At 51.2% G+C, this 18,972-nt stretch carries 17 protein-coding genes; 13 read left to right on the top strand and 4 right to left on the bottom strand.

The window, feature by feature from the left end:
- Positions 1 to 16 precede the first annotated feature (16 nt).
- The 6 genes from BLS62_RS17985 (at position 17) to BLS62_RS17960 (ending at position 7,391) form a co-directional block, all read left to right on the top strand.
- A complete protein-coding gene (locus tag BLS62_RS17985) occupies positions 17 to 2,230 on the top strand; it encodes a primosomal protein N' (protein WP_200798603.1) in 2,214 nt (737 codons plus the stop codon).
- 189 nt (positions 2,231 to 2,419) lie between these two features.
- The gene (locus BLS62_RS17980) at positions 2,420 to 3,004 is read left to right on the top strand and encodes a F0F1 ATP synthase subunit delta (protein ID WP_093183499.1); all 585 of its coding nucleotides are present in this window, start codon (positions 2,420 to 2,422) and stop codon (positions 3,002 to 3,004) included.
- A complete protein-coding gene (gene atpA / locus BLS62_RS17975) occupies positions 3,004 to 4,533 on the top strand; it encodes a F0F1 ATP synthase subunit alpha (RefSeq protein WP_093183497.1) in 1,530 nt (509 codons plus the stop codon). Before BLS62_RS17980 ends, atpA begins: the two co-directional genes overlap by 1 nt.
- A gap of 33 nt (positions 4,534 to 4,566) precedes the next feature.
- The gene (locus BLS62_RS17970; RefSeq protein ID WP_093183495.1) at positions 4,567 to 5,454 is read left to right on the top strand and encodes a F0F1 ATP synthase subunit gamma; all 888 of its coding nucleotides are present in this window, start codon (positions 4,567 to 4,569) and stop codon (positions 5,452 to 5,454) included.
- 25 nt (positions 5,455 to 5,479) lie between these two features.
- The gene (gene atpD, locus BLS62_RS17965) at positions 5,480 to 6,904 is read left to right on the top strand and encodes a F0F1 ATP synthase subunit beta (protein ID WP_093183493.1); all 1,425 of its coding nucleotides are present in this window, start codon (positions 5,480 to 5,482) and stop codon (positions 6,902 to 6,904) included.
- 79 nt (positions 6,905 to 6,983) lie between these two features.
- Positions 6,984 to 7,391: a F0F1 ATP synthase subunit epsilon gene (locus BLS62_RS17960; RefSeq protein WP_093183490.1), complete on the top strand. Its 408-nt coding sequence runs from the start codon at positions 6,984 to 6,986 to the stop codon at positions 7,389 to 7,391.
- 132 nt (positions 7,392 to 7,523) lie between these two features.
- On the opposite strand, the gene BLS62_RS17955 is transcribed toward BLS62_RS17960, so the two are convergent.
- The 4 genes from BLS62_RS17955 to BLS62_RS17940 all read right to left on the bottom strand — a co-directional run bounded on the left by BLS62_RS17955 (position 7,524) and on the right by BLS62_RS17940 (position 12,572).
- A complete protein-coding gene (locus tag BLS62_RS17955) occupies positions 7,524 to 7,739 on the bottom strand; it encodes a hypothetical protein (RefSeq protein WP_093183488.1) in 216 nt (71 codons plus the stop codon).
- Positions 7,740 to 8,120: 381 nt separating this feature from the next.
- A complete protein-coding gene (locus BLS62_RS17950; RefSeq protein WP_093183486.1) occupies positions 8,121 to 9,749 on the bottom strand; it encodes an NTP transferase domain-containing protein in 1,629 nt (542 codons plus the stop codon).
- Position 9,750: 1 nt separating this feature from the next.
- The gene (locus tag BLS62_RS17945) at positions 9,751 to 10,809 is read right to left on the bottom strand and encodes an XdhC family protein (protein ID WP_093183484.1); all 1,059 of its coding nucleotides are present in this window, start codon (positions 10,807 to 10,809) and stop codon (positions 9,751 to 9,753) included.
- Between the two features lie 152 nt (positions 10,810 to 10,961).
- Positions 10,962 to 12,572, bottom strand: a complete 1,611-nt coding sequence (locus BLS62_RS17940) for a phosphoenolpyruvate carboxykinase (protein ID WP_093183482.1) — start codon at positions 12,570 to 12,572, stop codon at positions 10,962 to 10,964.
- 425 nt (positions 12,573 to 12,997) lie between these two features.
- Between BLS62_RS17940 and BLS62_RS17935 the strand changes: the two genes are divergently transcribed.
- The 7 genes from BLS62_RS17935 to ahcY all read left to right on the top strand — a co-directional run bounded on the left by BLS62_RS17935 (position 12,998) and on the right by ahcY (position 18,962).
- Entirely contained in the window at positions 12,998 to 13,696 is a 699-nt protein-coding gene (locus BLS62_RS17935; protein ID WP_093183480.1) for a response regulator transcription factor, read from the top strand.
- An 80-nt stretch (positions 13,697 to 13,776) separates the two neighbouring features.
- Positions 13,777 to 15,609, top strand: a complete 1,833-nt coding sequence (locus BLS62_RS17930) for a sensor histidine kinase (protein WP_093183477.1) — start codon at positions 13,777 to 13,779, stop codon at positions 15,607 to 15,609.
- Positions 15,606 to 16,097 (top strand): HPr kinase/phosphorylase, encoded by a 492-nt coding sequence (locus BLS62_RS17925; RefSeq protein WP_093183474.1) that lies wholly within the window; start codon positions 15,606 to 15,608, stop codon positions 16,095 to 16,097. Before BLS62_RS17930 ends, BLS62_RS17925 begins: the two co-directional genes overlap by 4 nt.
- Positions 16,098 to 16,209: 112 nt before the next feature.
- Positions 16,210 to 16,614, top strand: a complete 405-nt coding sequence (locus BLS62_RS17920; protein ID WP_093183472.1) for a PTS sugar transporter subunit IIA — start codon at positions 16,210 to 16,212, stop codon at positions 16,612 to 16,614.
- Between the two features lie 6 nt (positions 16,615 to 16,620).
- Complete coding sequence (locus BLS62_RS17915; protein WP_093183470.1) at positions 16,621 to 16,905, top strand: HPr family phosphocarrier protein; 285 nt, start codon at positions 16,621 to 16,623, stop codon at positions 16,903 to 16,905.
- 25 nt (positions 16,906 to 16,930) lie between these two features.
- Positions 16,931 to 17,383: an NUDIX hydrolase gene (locus BLS62_RS17910; protein WP_093189150.1), complete on the top strand. Its 453-nt coding sequence runs from the start codon at positions 16,931 to 16,933 to the stop codon at positions 17,381 to 17,383.
- A 151-nt stretch (positions 17,384 to 17,534) separates the two neighbouring features.
- Positions 17,535 to 18,962 (top strand): adenosylhomocysteinase, encoded by a 1,428-nt coding sequence (gene ahcY / locus BLS62_RS17905; protein WP_093183468.1) that lies wholly within the window; start codon positions 17,535 to 17,537, stop codon positions 18,960 to 18,962.
- The last annotated feature ends 10 nt before the right edge of the window (positions 18,963 to 18,972 follow it).

Raw genomic sequence — 18,972 nt, 5'->3', positions numbered from 1 at the left:
TAAGGATTGGAGTTTCGTGACACATCAGCAGGAGTTTTTCGCAAACGCCCGATTGAGCGAACCTGAGGTCATTGTACCTGTGCTGGTTCCTGTAGCGGTTGCAAGTGCTTATTCATACAAAGTGCCGGCTGGCATGAATGTCCGACCCGGCTCGATTGTTCGTGTCCCCTTAGGCTCACGAGAAGTGATTGGTGCTGTGTGGGATGGCGAGCCAGATACAGCCGTTAATCCGAAAAAACTTAAAAGCATTCTGCATGTTTACGATTCTCCGCCGATTGCCGATGATTTAAGAAAGTACATTGATTGGGTTGCTGCATGGACACTTGGCGCGCCCGGGATGGTGCTGCGCATGGTCTTGCGTTCAGAAGAGGGGTTGGAACCGGAAGCGCTGCTGTCCGGTGTTCGTTATAGAGAGGGTAAAGAGCCTGATCGCATGACGGCTGCCCGCGAACGCGTACTGGAACATGTACGTAATGGCATGGCTTGGACGCGTCCCGGTTTGGCTGGCGTTGCAGGCGTATCCTCCTCAGTCATTGATGGCTTGAAAAAGCAGGGCGTGTTGGAAGAGGTCATGCTGCCTTCGACGCCTCCACTGCCACATCCTGACCCGACACTGCCCGGCCGAAAGCTGACTGAGCTTCAGCAAGGCGCCGCGAATCAGCTGTGCGAGGGGATCGGCAAAGGCTTCAAAGCCTTCCTGATTGACGGTGTAACCGGCTCCGGTAAGACCGAAGTGTATTTTGAGGCCGTTGCGGAAGCTCTCAAAAACAACGAGCAAGCGCTCGTTCTCATTCCTGAAATCGCGCTCACCAGCCAGTTTTTGGAGCGGTTTGAGCAGCGATTTGGTGTCCGGCCAGCTGAATGGCATTCACAGGTGTCCCCAAAACGGCGTGCACGAACATGGCGCGGAGTCGCAAATGGTGAAGTGAAGGTCGTTGTGGGCGCGCGCTCCGCACTTTTCCTTCCTTTTCACAGGCTCGGTTTGCTGGTTGTGGATGAAGAGCACGATACGGCCTACAAACAGGATGACCGCGTTCCTTATAATGCAAGGGATATGGCGGTTGTTCGAGGACATATCTCCGGATTCCCGGTCGTGCTGGCAAGCGCAACACCATCTGTGGAAAGTCAGGTCAACGCAAAGCTGGGAAGATACCAGCGAATTGTCCTTCCAGAACGGGCAACCGGCGCAGAAATGCCAATAATTAAAGGCATTGATATGCGTTGCGATGGCCCGGAGAGAGGCAAATGGCTCGCGCCAGCCATGGTCAACGAGATCCAGCAAACACTCTCTGACGGCAAGCAAGTGCTGCTCTTTTTGAATCGTAGGGGTTATGCCCCACTCACCCTGTGCAGAACATGCGGCCATAGGTTCCATTGTGAGAATTGCTCAGCTTGGCTTGTTGAACATCGCTTTCGAGGCAAATTATGCTGTCACCATTGCGGCTATTCACAACCTATACCGGATAAATGCCCGGAATGTAGCAAGCCGGATTCGCTTGTCGCATGTGGTCCTGGCGTGGAGCGAATTGCTGAAGATGCCTCAGCGTTATTTCCGGACGCGAAAGTGCTCGTTTTGTCCTCCGACTTACCGGGCGGAACTGAGCGCATCAATCGGGAGATGAAGCTCGTCGAAACTGGCGAAGTTGATATCGTTATCGGAACACAGCTGGTCGCAAAAGGGCATAACTTTCCCTTAATGACCCTTGTTGGGGTGGTTGATGCTGATTTGGGTCTCGCAAACGGCGATCCTAGGGCAGCAGAACGCACCTTCCAGCTCTTGGCTCAAGTGACAGGTCGTGCAGGTCGTATCCATGGAAAAGGCCGCGGTTTGCTTCAAACCTACAACCCGGACCAACCTGTAATCAGGGCTTTGCTCTCTGGAAATCCCGAGGAGTTTTACGCGGCGGAAATCGAGTCGCGTGAGAATGCCGGTTTGCCGCCATTTGGAAGGCTTGCAGCTCTCATTATTTCCGGGCCAGACCGAGTGCTGACAGAAAAATATTCAAAATCTGTGGCAATCAATAGTCCTGGTTCAGAAGGCGTTCAGGTGCTTGGTCCAGCAGAGGCTGCAATGGCTCAGGTGAGGGGCCGATATCGCTTCAGATTATTGGCAATTGCACCCCGGACTATTGATTTACAAGGCTTTCTAAGAAAATGGTTGTCCATCGCCCCCAAGCCTACTGGAGGTATTCGAGTACAGGTCGATGTTGACCCCCAAAGTTTCATGTAGTCTAGCGGAATAAGTTTGATGTCTTATTGTATGCGTTGGAATACCTACGCTATGTTGCAAGCCCGCCACGCGTGTGCTATGCGAAGCGCGGCTTTATCGGTGCAGTTTCAAAGATTGTGCCAATCAAATTGAATTAGACGCGACTTATCAAGGATTTGGATTCCCGGCTTGCCAGCCGCCAGAATCTTGATGGCGCGGGAGAGCACGGATCCAGTGACTGACAACGTATCTCTCATTTCAGGTGTAGCCTCACGTTATGCTTCTGCGTTGCTTGACCTTGCTGAAGAGCAGGGTGCGACGTCAGAAGTTGAGAGAGGTCTCGACCAGTTTGAAGCGCTCTTAAGCGAGAGCGCTGATCTTGATCGTCTTATCAAGAGCCCCGTTTTTAGTGCAGACGCTCAATTAAAGGCGATCTCTGCTATTTTGGATAAGGTCGGAATTTCTGGCCTTACCGCAAATTTTGTGAAGTTGGTTGCTAAGAACCGGCGCCTCTTCGCCGTTCCAGGCATGATCAGAGCTTTCCGGGCGCAGCTTGCTGCAAAACGTGGAGAAGTTACCGCTCAGGTGACCTCTGCAACGGAATTGTCTACTGAACATGTTGCAGCTCTTCAAGAAGCACTCAATGCCTCTACGGGCAAGAGCGTCAAAATCGTAGTGAATGTGGACACATCCATTCTTGGTGGTCTGATCGTAAAGATCGGTAGCCGGATGATTGATACGTCACTGCGTACGAAGCTCAACTCTCTTAAGTTCGCGATGAAAGAGGTCGGCTGATGGATATTCGGGCCGCGGAAATTTCCGCTATCCTCAAGGACCAAATCAAAAATTTCGGCCAAGAAGCCGAAGTTTCTGAGGTTGGTCAAGTTTTGTCTGTAGGCGACGGCATTGCCCGCGTTTACGGCCTGGACAACGTCCAGGCAGGTGAAATGGTTGAATTCCCTGGTGGTATCCAGGGAATGGCATTGAACCTGGAAACAGACAATGTTGGTGTCGTTATCTTTGGTAGCGATCGATACATTAAAGAAGGCGACACGGTTAAACGTACCGGCGCCATCGTGGAAGTTCCAGTAGGTAAGGGTTTGCTGGGTCGCGTTGTCGATCCACTTGGCAACCCAATCGACGGCAAAGGTCCGATCGAAGCTACTGAGCGTCGCCGCGTAGACGTGAAGGCTCCAGGCATTTTGCCTCGTAAGTCTGTTCACGAGCCAATGTCCACAGGTCTTAAAGCTATCGATGCTTTGATTCCGATCGGACGTGGTCAACGCGAATTGGTGATTGGTGACCGTCAGACCGGTAAAACCGCCATTCTCCTCGACACCTTCCTCAACCAGAAGTCACTACACGCATCTGACAACGAGCACGACAAGCTGTACTGCATCTATGTTGCAGTTGGCCAGAAGCGCTCAACAGTTGCTCAGTTCGTGAAGGCTCTGGAAGACGCAGGCGCTCTGGAATACTCCATCGTTGTTGCTGCTACGGCTTCTGATCCTGCTCCTTTGCAGTACCTTGCACCATTTGCTGGTACCACAATGGGCGAGTTCTTCCGTGACAACTCAATGCATGCAGTGATCGGTTACGATGATCTGTCCAAACAGGCCGTTGCTTACCGTCAGATGTCTCTGCTCCTTCGTCGTCCACCAGGACGTGAAGCTTACCCAGGTGACGTTTTCTACCTGCACTCCCGTTTGCTCGAGCGTTCAGCTAAGTTGAACGAAGATCACGGCCTCGGTTCTCTGACCGCGCTGCCAGTGATCGAAACTCAGGGCGGCGACGTTTCAGCGTTTATTCCGACCAACGTGATTTCAATCACCGATGGTCAGATCTTCCTTGAAACTGATCTGTTCTTCCAGGGCATTCGTCCAGCGGTTAACGTTGGTCTGTCTGTTTCTCGCGTGGGCTCTTCAGCTCAGGTTAAAGCGATGAAGCAGGTTGCAGGCCCGGTTAAGGGTGAGCTGGCTCAGTACCGTGAAATGGCTGCGTTCGCGCAGTTTGGTTCTGATCTTGACGCAACCACTCAGAAGCTTCTGAACCGTGGTGCACGCCTGACTGAATTGCTGAAGCAGCCACAGTTCTCCCCGCTTAAAACGGAAGAACAGGTTGTTGTCATCTTCGCTGGTGTTAACGGCTACCTGGACGATCGTCCAGTTCGTGAAGTTCGCACATTCGAAGCTGGCCTGCTGCGCTTTATGCGTGCAGAGCATGCTGACCTTCTCTCCACGATCTGGGAGAAGAAAGCACTCGACGCCGATTTGACTGAAAAGCTGAAAACTGCACTGAACGCTTTCGTCAAGACCCTCGGTTAATTCGAAGCAACGGGATAAGGAACGAGAGCGCCCATGGCGAGCCTCAAGGACCTAAAAAACCGCATCGCTTCGGTCAAAGCGACGCAGAAAATCACCAAGGCCATGAAAATGGTGGCCGCGGCGAAACTGCGTCGCGCCCAGGATGCTGCAGAAGCCGGGCGTCCCTATGCTCAACGCATGGGGATTGTTCTCGGTAACTTGGCAGCTGGGTTCGAAGGTCGAGATGATGCGCCGAAGCTGATGACGGGTACAGGACGGGATCAGACACATCTGCTCCTCGTCTGCACTGCAGAGCGTGGCCTCTGTGGTGGTTTTAACTCGTCCATCGCACGGTTGGCACGTGCACACGCGGATAAACTTCTTTCCGAAGGTAAGTCGATCAAGATCGTCACCGTTGGTAAGAAAGGGCATGACGCCCTTAAGCGTGGCTACGGTCAGTACATTGTAGAGAATATCGAACTACGCGGCCTGAAGTCTATTGAATTCAGTGACACAAAGCGAATCGGTGATCTTGTTTTGGAAATGTTCCATGATGAGAAATTCGATGTTTGCACACTGTTTTACGCGCAGTACGAATCGATAATCAGTCAGGTTCCGACTGTAAAACAGCTTATTCCAGCTCAGTTTGAAGTTGCTGAAAAAGCTGCGGACGGTTCCACTGAGGACGCGCTTTATGAATACGAGCCAGGTGAACAGGAGATCCTTGAGACTCTTCTGCCACGTAACATCGGCATTCAGATTTACAGCGCAATCCTTGAAAACGGTGCCTCCGAGCAGGGCGCGCGTATGGCCGCTATGGACAACGCATCGCGCAATGCCGGCGAGATGATCGACAAACTGACAACGACGTACAACCGTCAGCGTCAGGCACAGATCACTACGGAACTGATTGAAATTATTGCGGGCGCGGAAGCGCTTTGACCGAGTTGAGACGAGGATTTAAGTGATGGCTGACACGAAAGTCGGACAGATCACGCAGGTAATCGGCGCTGTCGTCGACGTTCATTTTCCAGGTGAACTTCCTGCAATTCTGAACGCTCTGGAAACTGACAACGGCGGTAACCGTCTGGTTCTCGAAGTTGCTCAGCACCTGGGCGAAAATACAGTACGTACAATCTGCATGGACGCGTCCGAAGGTCTCGTTCGTGGTCAGGATGTACGTGATACTGGTGGCGCTATTTCCGTTCCAGTTGGTGATGGCACACTGGGCCGCATCATGAACGTGATCGGTGAGCCAATTGATGAAGCTGGTCCGATCCAGTTTACAGAAAAGCGCGAAATTCACCAGCTGGCACCAGCCTTCACAGAGCAATCAACCGAAGCCGAAATCCTGGTAACAGGTATTAAGGTTGTCGACCTTATCGCTCCTTATGCAAAAGGCGGTAAAATTGGTTTGTTCGGTGGCGCTGGCGTTGGTAAAACCGTTCTCATTCAGGAACTGATCAATAACGTTGCTAAAGCACACGGCGGTTACTCTGTATTCGCTGGTGTTGGTGAACGTACTCGTGAAGGTAACGACCTTTACTGGGAAATGATCGAGTCCGGCGTGAACAAAAAAGGCGGTGGCGAAGGTTCCAAGTGTTCCCTCGTGTTTGGTCAGATGAACGAGCCTCCAGGAGCACGCCTGCGTGTTGCTTTGACTGGTCTGTCTGTTGCAGAACAGTTCCGTGATCAGGGGCAGGACGTTTTGTTCTTCGTGGACAACATCTTCCGCTTTACACAGGCTGGTTCTGAAGTGTCCGCACTTCTCGGCCGTATTCCTTCTGCTGTGGGTTACCAACCTACACTTGCCACCGACATGGGTGACATGCAGGAGCGGATCACGACCACATCCAAGGGTTCCATTACGTCCGTTCAGGCCGTTTACGTTCCTGCCGATGATTTGACCGATCCTGCACCTGCCTCCACCTTTGCCCACCTGGATGCAACCACGGTTCTTAACCGTGCGATCTCCGAAAAGGGCATCTACCCTGCAGTGGATCCGCTGGATTCCTCTTCTCGTATTCTTGATCCGCGCATTATCGGTGAAGAGCACTACGAAGTCGCGACATCTGTTCAGGAAATACTTCAGCGCTACAAATCACTTCAGGATATCATCGCCATTCTCGGCATGGATGAACTTTCTGAAGAAGATAAGTTGGTCGTGACCCGCGCACGTAAAATCGAGCGCTTCATGTCCCAGCCGTTCTTTGTTGCTGAAGTCTTCACCGGAGCTCCAGGACAGCTTGTAGCATTGGAAGACACTATCAAAGGCTTTAAAGGCCTTGTTGCTGGTGAATACGACCACCTGCCGGAAGCTGCTTTCTATATGGTTGGTTCTATCGACCAAGCTGTCGAGAAAGCTGCTAAACTGGCTGCGGACGCTGCTTAACCCTGGTTCTTATGAACCGGTGACTTCTTTGGGTGACGCTTCCGGTGTCACTCTTGGAAACGGATAGAGGATGAGCTAAATGGCTGAAGCATTTCAGTTTGAGCTGGTTTCACCAGAGCGCCTTCTGATCTCGGCAATGGTTACAGACGTAATCGTACCAGGCACTGATGGCGAATTTGGTGTTGGCGCTGGTCACTCGCCGTTCTTGTCAACCATGCGTCCGGGTGTTGTTAAAGCGCTCAGCGAAGATGGTTCCAAGCACGAGTATTTCGTGCGGGGTGGTTTTGCTGACGTTTCCGCGTCTGGCATGACTGTTCTGGCGGAACAGGCGATCCAAATGGCCGATCTTGATGCCAGTTACATCGCACAGCAGATTCAAGATGCGAGTGAAGATGTGGCTGATGCCAAGGACGAAGATGCACGACAAGCTGCGCGGCTGGTACTTTCCCAGCTCCAGGAACTGCAGGCAGCTATCAAAGCTTCCTGATTGCATTTCGATGCCAATGAATAACAAAAGCCTCGGCAGTGCCGAGGCTTTTTTGTTTCTGCCGATGCAGAAAGCGGGCTCATCTAAACCGATAAGGGAGGACGAACACCGGAAGAAATGCAGCCTAAAGGGCTAGGCTGCAAGCCGCTTTTTATTAGCTGCTGCATTGGCAGCGCGCATTTCCTCAGCACGCGCTTTACGCTGCTCAGGTGTTTCATAAACGATACTGCGGTGATGGTCGCAGTAGGAGCCATTTTCAGCGAGGTTTGGACAGGGGAACGTGTAGCTTCCGCTGTCGCCCTCAGTCCACTTACATTGGCCTGTCTTAGGCATAGTTGGTGCTTTCATCTACCTACCCTTGTTCTTTGGAACCAACAGATCAAAACTTTCATGCACGCGGGAGGAGCGTGTGAATCATGCTCGCCGTTTGATCACTGGAACCATTTTTGATTATGGGATCACCGAAATTTTCTTTTGTTACACAAAGAACAAACAAATTTACCGGACGGGAAAATATTATCTCTCCCCCTCCCAAATTGCTAGATATTTTTAGCTGTGCAAAAATTCTTATGCAAGAAACTGGGGATGGAATATTTTTCTGATTTTGAAATAACCAGCAAAATCAAAAGGATAAAAACAAAAATATGTATGCGCCAATGTTAACCACCATATGAATTTCGATGAAAAAGTCACAGTTCAGGGCGAAATTGATTCATCAATTGTGGCGAATTATGGCTTTTCGGAGTGTTTTCCTAATATGCCTCCAGCGATTTGCAGTGCTTCTAGGTCATCCAAATCACGTCGAGCCGAATCTCCAAGCTCTGCTGTGTAGACAACAGAAGGGTTTTGCTGGATGACAGGTTTGCCACCAATATCGCCTCGAAGCGCAAGCAGGTCCTCAAAAAATGCGCGATCCCAGAGAACAGGGTTCCCACGTTTTCCGTTGCTGGTGGAAATGCCGATGAGCTGCTCGTCCTCTGTGCTGTGAGAGGAAATGAGTTGATTAATATCTTCAGTGGTTACGAAGGGCATATCGCCCAGCAGAACGAGTGCTGCATTGGCATTCGGTGAAACAGCCTCAATGCCTGTCTTTACTGAAGATGAAATGCCTTCATTAAAAGAGACGTTGTGGCAGAACTGAATAGGCAGCCCGGATAGAACTTCTTCGATACGCGAAGCCATAGCGCCAGTAACAACAATGAGCTCTGTGAGCCTGCTCGCCAGCGCATTCTCTGCCACATGCCGCACCACAGGCTTTCCATCAATCAAAGCCAGAAGCTTGTTGTGATCTCCCATGCGAGATGAGTTTCCAGCCGCTAGCAACACACCGCTATAGACTGCCGCCTCGGGTTTCTTAGTGCGTGGATGATCTCGTGGTTGCGGCCTACCATGGATTTCCTTCAGCAACCCGCCAACGCCCATCGACATGATGTCCGTGCCGGAGACAGGAATATCCGCCAGCACTCTTTGCAGGATCCAGTCGAAGCCATTTTCCTGAGGGCTGCGCGCGCACCCCGGTGCACCGATGACAGGCTTGCCATGAAGAGTGCCCAACACAAGCAAGTTGCCCGGATCAACCGGCATCCCGAAATGAACGAGCGTTCCTCCAGCGGCTTGAATGGCAGCTGGAATGACATCGCCTTCATCAACAACAGCAGAAGCCCCAAACACAACGACCACATCTGCAGTTTTGACCGCTGAGGATTGAAGAACCACTGCCAAGGCGTCTTTGTCGTGCGAAATCCGAATGTCGGCGGTGATTGTGCTCGAGGCTCTATCAAGTCGCTCTTGCAACACGCGCAAACTCTTGGAGATGACCGTCTCTTTTAAGTGCGGGAGTTCTGTCGAAATAACGGCGACTGATTTGGGTGAATATGCCGCCACCGAAATAGCTCCGGTTATGACCTCGGCTGCCTTCTGTGCAAGTGCGCTGTCAACGGCGAGCGGAATAATCTTTGCAGTCGCCAGCATCCGTCCTTCCTTCACCTCGGTAAAAGGCGGAAGGCACGCGAAGGTGAGGGCAGGGTCCACCAGATTTGCTTGCGTTACCTTCTCCGCGTCAACCAGCAGAACACCGCTGTTTTTGGCGTAGAGATTCGCTCTGCCTGTAAATGGTATTGACGAGGAGGCTCCACCACCACAGGCATGCTCTGCCAGCAGGGCTGCCGCTTTATCCTCATGAAGGTCTGTTGCGCCGAGTTTAGCAACGGTCAGCTCACTGAAATGAGCCTCGGTAAGCCGTTGCACATCTTCGGCGGTCAGTTGATGGCCCTTGGAGAAAGAAACACCATCACGCTTCACCGAGTGAGCGAGATAACAACCAGTGCACTCGCTAACGGGTCTGTTGCCAAACTCCACGTCAAACAACCTTCTTCTGGCTGGCCTTGCTGCCGCGCAGGCTAACGATTATCTCGGCAAGGACGGCAATCGCAATTTCGGATGGGTTCGCCGCGCCAATATCCAAACCGATTGGCGCCTTAATCCGAGAAAGATCCTTCTGGGTCAAACCAGCCTCAAGGAAGCGCTCGCAACGCTTCGCATGAGTTTTGCGGCTACCAAGAGCGCCAACGTAAAAGCATCCCGCCTTAAGCGCTTCCATCAGAGGTAAATCATCAATCTTGGGATCATGCGTTACAGCCGCAACCGCAGTAAATGGATCGAGCTTGAGTTGCTCCATCACATCCCCAGGCCATTCAGCCAGCAGGGATGTATCCGGGAAACGCTCTTCAGACGCAAAGGCAGTGCGAGGATCAACAATCGTAATGTCAAACCCTGTAGTCTTGGCAATAGGAACCAGTGCCTGAGTTATGTGAACTGCACCCACAACAACAATGCGTGTTGACGGAACCTGCATGCTTAAAAAGTACTCTTCACCGCCCTGCGCATGGACAATTGCCGATTTCCCACTTCGCAAACCCTTCTCGTATCCGCCTGCGAGTGTCGCATCCTCCACATCAGATCCATACAAAACCGCTGAGGAAGAGCCAGTTGCAAGGTTGGTCAGCAAGGCAGCAGCTTGTCGCGCGCCCTTTGCCCGGTTGATCAGCATGATCAGGTTGTGATCTGCTTCGGAAGACAGCGGCTGCAGGTAAACGCTGATCTTGCCGCCACAGGAAAGCCCAACCCGCCACGCAGTCTCGTCCGCAACGCCGAACTCAATCTTGCGAGCCTTGCCGTCCTCCAGAACCTCCATGGCCTCAGATACAACAGCCCCTTCAACACAGCCACCGGAGACCGATCCTTCAAACTCACCGTTTTCATCAATGATCAGATGACTGCCGACGGGACGTGGAGCTGAACCCCATGTCTCAATAACCGTCGCGAGCACCAGTTTACGTCCTTCGGTTTGCCAGCGTTCAGCAACACCTAAAACGTCAAGGTTTTTGGAAAGGTTTTGGGGAAGCGTAACAACAGACATAACGGGCTCTCAAAAATGCATCTTGTCCTAATAGAATGTGGAGCCTAGCCCGCTTCTTCAAGATGATGCAACCAGAGATCTGTTGTGAGGGATACGGAAACAAAAAACGCCGGAACAGGAGTTCCGACGCTCTTTCGGGGGAACTACGGAATCTATTCCGCAGCGATTTTTGTGATTGGACCCGCATTCAGGACCAACTCGTCAACGTGATCCTGGAAAATCTGGAAGTTCGCAGCAAACATGTCGACCAGCTTTGCAGCCTGCACGTCATAGTCTGCCGAGTTACTCCAGGTGCTGCGTGGATCAAGGATGTTGGTATCAACGCCCGGTACGGCAACAGGAACCGAGAAGCCGAAGTTCTCGTCTTTGCGGAACTCAGCTGCGTTCAAAGACCCATCCAATGCAGCGCGAAGCAAAGCACGGGTTTCTTTAATCGGCATACGGTGACCAACACCATAAGCGCCACCGGTCCAGCCGGTATTCACCAGCCAGCAATCCACTTTGTGCTCACGGATCAGGTTTTTCAGCAGCGCCCCATACTCAGAAGGGTGACGCGGCATGAAAGGAGCGCCGAAGCAGGTGGAGAACGTTGCCTGCGGCTCGGTCACGCCACGCTCAGTGCCAGCAACCTTGGCGGTGTAACCGGAAAGGAAGTGGTACATAGACTGCGCGTCACTGAGCTTGGCAATTGGAGGCAAAACACCAAACGCATCAGCAGTCAGCATGATGATGTTCTTAGGGTGCGCTGCCCGGCCTGTATCACTCGCATTCGGGATGAAGTGAATAGGGTAGGAACAGCGGGTGTTTTCGGTCTTGGAACCATCGTCAAAATCTGGAACGCGATCTTCGTCAAGAACAACGTTTTCCAAAATAGTGCCGAAACGCTGTGTGGTCGCGAAGATCTCAGGTTCGGCTTCTGCAGAAAGGCGAATGGTCTTTGCATAACAGCCACCTTCAAAGTTGAAGATACCATCTGGACCCCAACCATGCTCATCATCACCGATCAGCGTGCGGGTTGGATCAGCAGAAAGCGTGGTTTTACCTGTCCCGGAAAGGCCAAAGAAGACAGCTGCGTCGTCGCCATTGCCAGTATTTGCAGAACAGTGCATTGGCATTACACCGTCTTCTGGCAACATGTAGTTCAACATGGAGAAGACAGATTTCTTCATCTCACCAGCATAGGCCGTACCGGCAATCAGAACGATCTTGCTGGTGAGATCACAAGCAATCACCGTTTCAGAACGGCAGCCATGACGCTCTGGATCAGCCTTAAAGCTCGGCAGATCAATGATGGTCATCTCAGATTCAAAGCTTTTCAGCTCTTCGCGGGACGGGCGAAGCAGCATGTTGCGGATGAAGTGATTGTGCCACGCCATTTCATTGTAAACGCGAACGTTCAACTGGTGCGCAGGGTCAGCGCCTCCATAAAGGTCCTGCGCATAAAGCTCCATGCCTTCTGCATGTGCGAGCATATCTGCAAGCAGCACCTCAAAACTCTCGGGGCTCATGGCTCCGCTGTTGTCCCACCAGACCGTATTTTCGGTTCTGGCATCACGAACAACAAATTTGTCTCTTGGAGAACGTCCTGTGTGAGCGCCTGTTTCCGCACAAAGAGCGCCGCCGGCGGCAATCTGTGCTTCACCGTTCCTGATGGCATGCTCATAAAGTTCAGCTTCGGTCAGGTTCCAATATACACTCTTGAGGCCCTTCAGTCCGAAGGTGTCGCACCCAAACGCGGAATTCCGTAATCCGAACTCGTTCATGTTCAGCAGTCCTTAATCGGCTCACAATTTACCTTGCGTCATTCAATGGCACTGCGCCAATGAATTTAGCGATAACGCCCCTTGGATGGGCCAGACATGCCTAGAAAAGCAAGACTAGAAATTCTGCGTTTTTCTATTAAACCGATTGAAATAAGACCTTTTGCTGGCATAGATTTAATTTGCTTATAAAAATAAACTCGCTGCAAACTTGGTTTTCACTTTTAAGCGTTTAACGATACACTTCATGAAGAATATGTGGCACTTGACAGGCGAAACCTTGTCAAAAGTCGCGCTAAATAAGGAAATTCTCCAAGTACCTTGCTAAAACAGGGTTTTGCCGCATTTCAGGATTAGGGATCGCGCAAGATTAATCTCAAATCCCAACTATGTTTCGAAACTTGCAAGAGAGGAATAAGGTCTCAGATATGCCAACGATTGCTCTGGTCGATGATGACCGTAACATTTTGACATCCGTCTCTATAGCTTTGGAGTCCGAGGGATATCGGGTTCAAACCTATACAGATGGAACTGTAGCATTGGACGGGCTTCAGGCTGACCCACCCGACCTTGCGATTTTTGATATCAAAATGCCGCGTATGGATGGTATGGAGCTGCTGCGCCGGTTCCGTCAGATGTCAGATTTGCCTGTAATCTTCCTCACATCTAAGGATGATGAGATTGATGAGTTGTTCGGCCTCAAGATGGGCGCTGATGACTTTATACGTAAGCCATTCTCTCAGCGTCTCCTCGTTGAACGCGTAAAAGCGGTTCTACGCCGCGTAGCGCCGCGCGATGCTGCAAGCGCTGCCACCGAAACCTCCAAGCTGCTGGAGCGTGGTAATCTGGTCATGGATAAAGAGCGTCATACCTGCACATGGCTTGCAAAGCCTGTCACGTTGACGGTCACAGAATTCCTGATCCTGTTTGCATTGGCTCAACGTCCAGGCGTTGTTAAAAGCCGTAACGCACTTATGGATGCTGCCTACGATGACCAAGTCTATGTTGACGATCGCACCATCGACAGCCACATAAAGCGTCTTCGTAAGAAGTTTAAAGTGGTTGATGATGACTTTGATATGATCGAAACACTCTATGGCGTAGGGTATCGCTTCCGTGAGAACTGATCTCAAGCGGCACGGTTAACTGTTTGAGAGTTGGAAGGCGCTCTGGAACAAGAGGTTCCAGAGGGTTCGATTTAGAGCGTATGTCAGAAAATAAAGAAGACCAGGAGCGGGTTGAAGACGAAGCTGATGAGGCTTTGGGGTCTTCAGATCCGCAACACTCAGGCGCGTTCCGTTGGTTGGGGCGTAGGCAGGTGCGCCAACGCGTGTTCACACGGTGGGTGTCCCTTGCTGGTATCTATGTGTTTTCTTCTCTGACACGACGTATTCTGGTTCTGAACCTCGTCGGTTTGCTGGCGATGGTGATCTCAATTTTGTACTTGAACCAGTTTCAGGCCGGGCTGATCGATGCGCGCGTTCAGTCACTACTGGTTCAGGGTGAGATCATTGCGGGGGCTATTGCAGCTTCAACCACAAGTGACGGTGATTCTCTAATGGTGGACCCGGAGCAACTGCTCCGATTGGAAGCTGGAGAAACCACGAGTGCACGCTCGACGTTGGGCAGTCTCGATTTTCCTATCAACCCTGAGCTTGTTGGTCCAATTCTCCGCCGATTGATTTCACCGACAAAAACGCGGGCTCGAATTTACGATCCAGATGGCATGTTGATGCTGGATTCACGCCAGCTCCACGCCCAAAATCAGATTTTTAGGTTTGACCTGCCACCTCCCAATGAAAGCAACGACCCCTTCTTCCAAAAGATGTGGGAGGAGATGAAGCTTTGGATCCGCCGCGGTGAGTACCCCCCTTATAAAGAGGTTGGCCGAACCGAAGGCCGAGAATATCCAGAGGTCGCAGCTGCCTTGGCTGGCTCACCAGCTTCCGTTGTGCGCGTTGGGCCCAAAGGCGAGATGGTTGTCGCTGTTGCCGTGCCAATCCAGCGGTTCCGAGGTGTTTTAGGCTCCTTGCTGCTGTCGACACAAGGTGGTGACATCGACGATATTGTTGCGGCAGAGCGAAACGCGATTTTGAAAATCTTCCTCGTCGCTGCTGTTGTGGTGGTGATCCTTTCAGTTCTTCTTGCTGGCACAATAGCAGGCCCGGTCCGCCGCTTGTCCGAAGCAGCACAGCGGGTACAGTCCGCGACCAACACACGGGAAGAAATTCCCGAGTTTGCAGACCGTTACGATGAAATTGGTCACTTGGCGCGGGCCTTGCGCAACATGACGAATGCTCTTTATGGAAGAATGGACGCTATTGAGAGCTTTGCCGCTGATGTGGCTCATGAGCTCAAGAACCCTCTGACATCGTTGAGAAGTGCAGTTGAAACGCTGCCTCTCGCTAAAACAGAAAGTTCTCGGGAGCGTTTGCTGGAGGTCATTCAGCATGATGTCAGGCGATTGGATCGCCTGATTACGGATATCTCCGAAGCATCCCGGATTGATGCAGAAATGTCTCGTGCAGAATCCAATGATGTTGATATGGCGACGCTTCTGGATGCCGTTGTATCGATCGCCAATGAGCGGACGGGTGAAAACATTGCACCTGTGAAGCTGAAGTTTGATCCGGCAAAGCCCGGTGATGTGTTCCTCGTGGTTGGCAATGATCAACGTCTCGGTCAGGTCATTAACAACTTGATTGATAATGCACGCTCATTCTCGCCCACTGGGAAGTCGGTTTCCATCACAGCCAAGCGCAAGCAGAACAACATCATCATCTGGGTTGATGACTGTGGTCCGGGTATTGAAGACGAATTGACGGAACGTGTATTCGAACGCTTTTATACGGACAGGCCAGAGAACGAAGGCTTTGGCAATAACTCCGGGCTGGGTCTTTCCATCTGTCGTCAGATCATTGAAGCGCACCGAGGTGAAATCTCCGTTTCCAATCGTTTGTCTGATGATGAGCCGGGCTCGGAACAGAAGGTTCTGGGTGCGCGATTTGTTGTCCGCTTGAAGGCGAAAGTGTCGACATGACAGCACTTGACCAAAAACAATCCGTTCAAGCCGCCACCGGTCAGGCAATTCATGCCACATGCGTGGTTATTGGCAAAATCGGGCTGTTGGTCCGTGGTAAATCTGGTTCAGGCAAAACCGCGCTGGGGCTGGAGTTGATCCACGCAGCACGCCTCCAAGGTTCTTATGCTGCGATGGTTGCAGATGACCGGGTTTATGTGACAGCGAAAAATAACCGCCTAATAGCCACATGCCCCGACCAAATTCAGGGTAAAGCTGAACTGCGCGGGCATGGAATCGTCGATGTCCCCTACCTGAATAAAGCTCTGGTACATGTTGTCCTGGATTTTGAAGATCTGTCAAAAATGGATCGGATACCGGACGAGAGCGCGCTAACTTGTGAAATATGCTCAGTCAAATTAATTCGCCAATCAATCCCGAAGGAAGACGTTTTATCGGCACTTCGGTTGGCCAAAGCACTTATTTTTACTAATCCAGTGCACAACTAATAACCCTCTGTGTATGAACATGCCGATTTTTCTTGCACTGCAGCGTGTCCTTTAACAAAGTGGGGCTTGGAATATCCATAGAGTAGACACTCTGTTAGTTCGCGGGAAATATATGATTGGTCTAGTTCTTGTCACCCATGGCCGGTTGGCAGAAGAGTTTAAATCGGCTCTTGAGCATGTCGTAGGTCCACAGGATCGTGTGGCAACCATTTGCATCGGCCCAGATGATGATATGGAGCAGCGTCGGCAGGACATCCTACGTTCTGTGGAAGCGGTCAATGACGGCTCTGGCGTTGTCCTTCTCACCGATATGTTTGGCGGTACGCCGTCTAACCTCGCCATTTCCGTTATGGATGGAGGTAACATTGAGGTTGTTGCTGGTGTAAACTTGCCAATGCTTATCAAACTTGCAAGCGTGCGGAACGAAAAACCGCTTGCTGAAGCGGTTGAAGAGGCTCGTAGTGCAGGACAGAAGTACATCTCGGTTGCTTCGCAGGTCCTGTCGGGCCAGGGCTAAATAAATATGGATAATTGTACAGTGCTGGCATGTGATCTAACCATCGTTAACACCCGTGGTTTGCATGCACGCGCCTCAGCCAAACTGGTGAAGCTGGTTGAAACCTTCGATGCCAATGTGAAGGTTTCCAAAGACGGTCAAACCGTTGGCGGAACATCCATAATGGGGTTGCTGATGCTGGCGGCAAGTCCCGGCTGTTCCATCCACGTTGTCGCAACAGGCAACCAGAAACAAGAAGCACTCTCCGCAATCACACATCTGGTTGAAGATGGTTTCGGTGAAAGAGACTAAGCTATCGACGGGTTTCGAGGATTTGATGAAAAAACGTCCTGCTGCCCGTCTGCTGGTCCTTGACCCTAAAAATCGCGTTCTTCTCTTCAATTTTAAGTTCGATACAGGGCCTTTGGCAGGGCGAGATTATTGGGCGTCTGTCGGTGGAGGTCTTGAGACCGGAGAAACCTATGAGGAAGCAGCTCGTCGCGAGTTGTTGGAAGAAACCGGTATTGCTGACCCTATAGGCCAAAGAATCCTTACTAGGACAGTCACTTTCCAAATGCCCTCTGGAGAGATGGTAGAAGCAGAAGAGCATTACTTCCTCGTCTCTATTTCCCACTCAAATATCGATTATTCCAGACACACTGAGTTGGAAACACAGGTTATGAGGAATTATAGGTGGTGGACCTTGGCAGAGCTCCGTTCAACCACACAAACAGTGTACCCGGAAAATATCCTCGAAGTACTAGAGCCTTACTTAAAGTCACAGCTCTAACAGCCTCCCTGTGTTTGTGTGTCAATCATATTTTATGATCATATAAAGAAACCTTTATATCTTTATTGCTTTCCACTTTGCCTGTGATGTATAACAGCTTGCAATGAACACGCGTGATTTGTCGCGTGATTCAACCGTGCGGGAGGGACCTATGGGCCCAGGCATTCAGGAAGATTTGATGACTGCATCTAACGATTATTACGTCAAAGACATCTCACTTGCGCAGTGGGGTCGTACTGAAATTGAAATTGCTGAAACTGAAATGCCGGGCCTTATGGCTTGCCGCGAAGAATTCGGTACAAGTAAGCCTCTCAAAGGGGCTCGCATTGCTGGCTCCTTGCATATGACAATTCAGACAGCAGTTCTCATCGAGACCCTTGTAGCGCTTGGCGCTGAAGTCCGTTGGGCCTCCTGTAACATCTTCTCCACGCAGGATCAGGCTGCCGCAGCTATGGCAGACGCGGGCATCCCTGTGTTCGCTGAAAAAGGCGAAACCCTCGAAGAGTACTGGTCCTACGCTGACAAGATCTTCGATTGGGGCAATGGCGAGACTGCAAACCTCATCCTCGATGATGGTGGTGACGCAACATTGATGATTCTTCTTGGTGCGAAAGCCGAAAAAGATGCATCTTTGCTCGACAATCCGTCGAACGAGGAAGAAACAGCGCTCTTCGCGACCATTAAGCGTCGTCTCGAAAAAGACCCGGGCTTCTTCTCCAAGGTCAAAGGTAACATCATGGGCGTTTCTGAGGAAACAACCACAGGTGTTATGCGTCTTTACGAAATGCAGAGAAAAGGCGACCTCCCGTTCCCTGCAATCAACGTGAACGATTCCGTTACGAAATCCAAGTTCGACAACCGTTATGGCTGCCGTGAATCATTGGTAGATGGTATCCGCCGCGGTACTGACGTCATGATGGCTGGTAAAGTGGCTGTTGTTGCAGGTTATGGCGATGTTGGTAAAGGCTCAGCTCAGTCTTTGAACGGCGCAGGCGCTCGTGTGGTTGTCACCGAAATCGATCCAATCTGTGCGCTTCAGGCGGCGATGGATGGGTACGAAGTTAAGACAATGGAGCAGGCTGTTGGTGAAGGCGATATCTTCGTCACCACAACAGGCAACAAAGACGTTATCACTGCCGACCACATGCGCGACATGAAGGACATGGCGATCGTCTGTAACATTGGCCACTTTGATAACGAGATTCAGGTTGCAGCACTGCGTAACTTCAAATGGCGCAATGTGAAGCCACAGGTTGACTTGATCGAATACCCGGATGGTAAACGTCTGATCCTTCTCTCAGAAGGCCGGCTGGTGAACCTTGGCAATGCGACAGGTCATCCATCCTTCGTTATGTCTGCAAGCTTTACCAATCAGGTACTGGCTCAGATTGAGCTCTACACCAAGAATGAGAACTACCAGAACGAAGTCTACGTACTGCCTAAGCATCTGGATGAGAAGGTTGCGCGTCTTCATCTTGCTAAGCTTGGTGTCACTCTCAGCGAGTTGACGGATGATCAGGCGAACTACCTCGGCCTCGAGAAATCCGGTCCGTTTAAGGCCGAGCACTATAAATATTGATTTAAGTTAG

Origin of the sequence: Pseudovibrio sp. Tun.PSC04-5.I4 (assembly GCF_900104145.1) — a bacterium.
GTDB lineage: Bacteria > Pseudomonadota > Alphaproteobacteria > Rhizobiales > Stappiaceae > Pseudovibrio.
Note: the sequence above shows the minus strand (reverse complement) of the source record. Positions and strands in the feature narration are given on the sequence as shown.

What these genes read in the sequence shown, in the direction of transcription:
- BLS62_RS17980 (WP_093183499.1), top strand. Translation starts at nt 2,420, where the DNA reads ATGGCGCGGGAGAGCACGGATCCAGTGACTGACAACGTATCTCTCATT.
- atpA (WP_093183497.1), top strand. Translation starts at nt 3,004, where the DNA reads ATGGATATTCGGGCCGCGGAAATTTCCGCTATCCTCAAGGACCAAATC.
- BLS62_RS17970 (WP_093183495.1), top strand. Translation starts at nt 4,567, where the DNA reads ATGGCGAGCCTCAAGGACCTAAAAAACCGCATCGCTTCGGTCAAAGCG.
- atpD (WP_093183493.1), top strand. Translation starts at nt 5,480, where the DNA reads ATGGCTGACACGAAAGTCGGACAGATCACGCAGGTAATCGGCGCTGTC.
- BLS62_RS17960 (WP_093183490.1), top strand. Translation starts at nt 6,984, where the DNA reads ATGGCTGAAGCATTTCAGTTTGAGCTGGTTTCACCAGAGCGCCTTCTG.
- BLS62_RS17955 (WP_093183488.1), bottom strand. Translation starts at nt 7,739, where the DNA reads ATGAAAGCACCAACTATGCCTAAGACAGGCCAATGTAAGTGGACTGAG.
- BLS62_RS17945 (WP_093183484.1), bottom strand. Translation starts at nt 10,809, where the DNA reads ATGTCTGTTGTTACGCTTCCCCAAAACCTTTCCAAAAACCTTGACGTT.
- BLS62_RS17940 (WP_093183482.1), bottom strand. Translation starts at nt 12,572, where the DNA reads ATGAACGAGTTCGGATTACGGAATTCCGCGTTTGGGTGCGACACCTTC.
- BLS62_RS17935 (WP_093183480.1), top strand. Translation starts at nt 12,998, where the DNA reads ATGCCAACGATTGCTCTGGTCGATGATGACCGTAACATTTTGACATCC.
- BLS62_RS17930 (WP_093183477.1), top strand. Translation starts at nt 13,777, where the DNA reads ATGTCAGAAAATAAAGAAGACCAGGAGCGGGTTGAAGACGAAGCTGAT.
- BLS62_RS17925 (WP_093183474.1), top strand. Translation starts at nt 15,606, where the DNA reads ATGACAGCACTTGACCAAAAACAATCCGTTCAAGCCGCCACCGGTCAG.
- BLS62_RS17920 (WP_093183472.1), top strand. Translation starts at nt 16,210, where the DNA reads ATGATTGGTCTAGTTCTTGTCACCCATGGCCGGTTGGCAGAAGAGTTT.
- BLS62_RS17915 (WP_093183470.1), top strand. Translation starts at nt 16,621, where the DNA reads ATGGATAATTGTACAGTGCTGGCATGTGATCTAACCATCGTTAACACC.
- BLS62_RS17910 (WP_093189150.1), top strand. Translation starts at nt 16,931, where the DNA reads ATGAAAAAACGTCCTGCTGCCCGTCTGCTGGTCCTTGACCCTAAAAAT.
- ahcY (WP_093183468.1), top strand. Translation starts at nt 17,535, where the DNA reads ATGGGCCCAGGCATTCAGGAAGATTTGATGACTGCATCTAACGATTAT.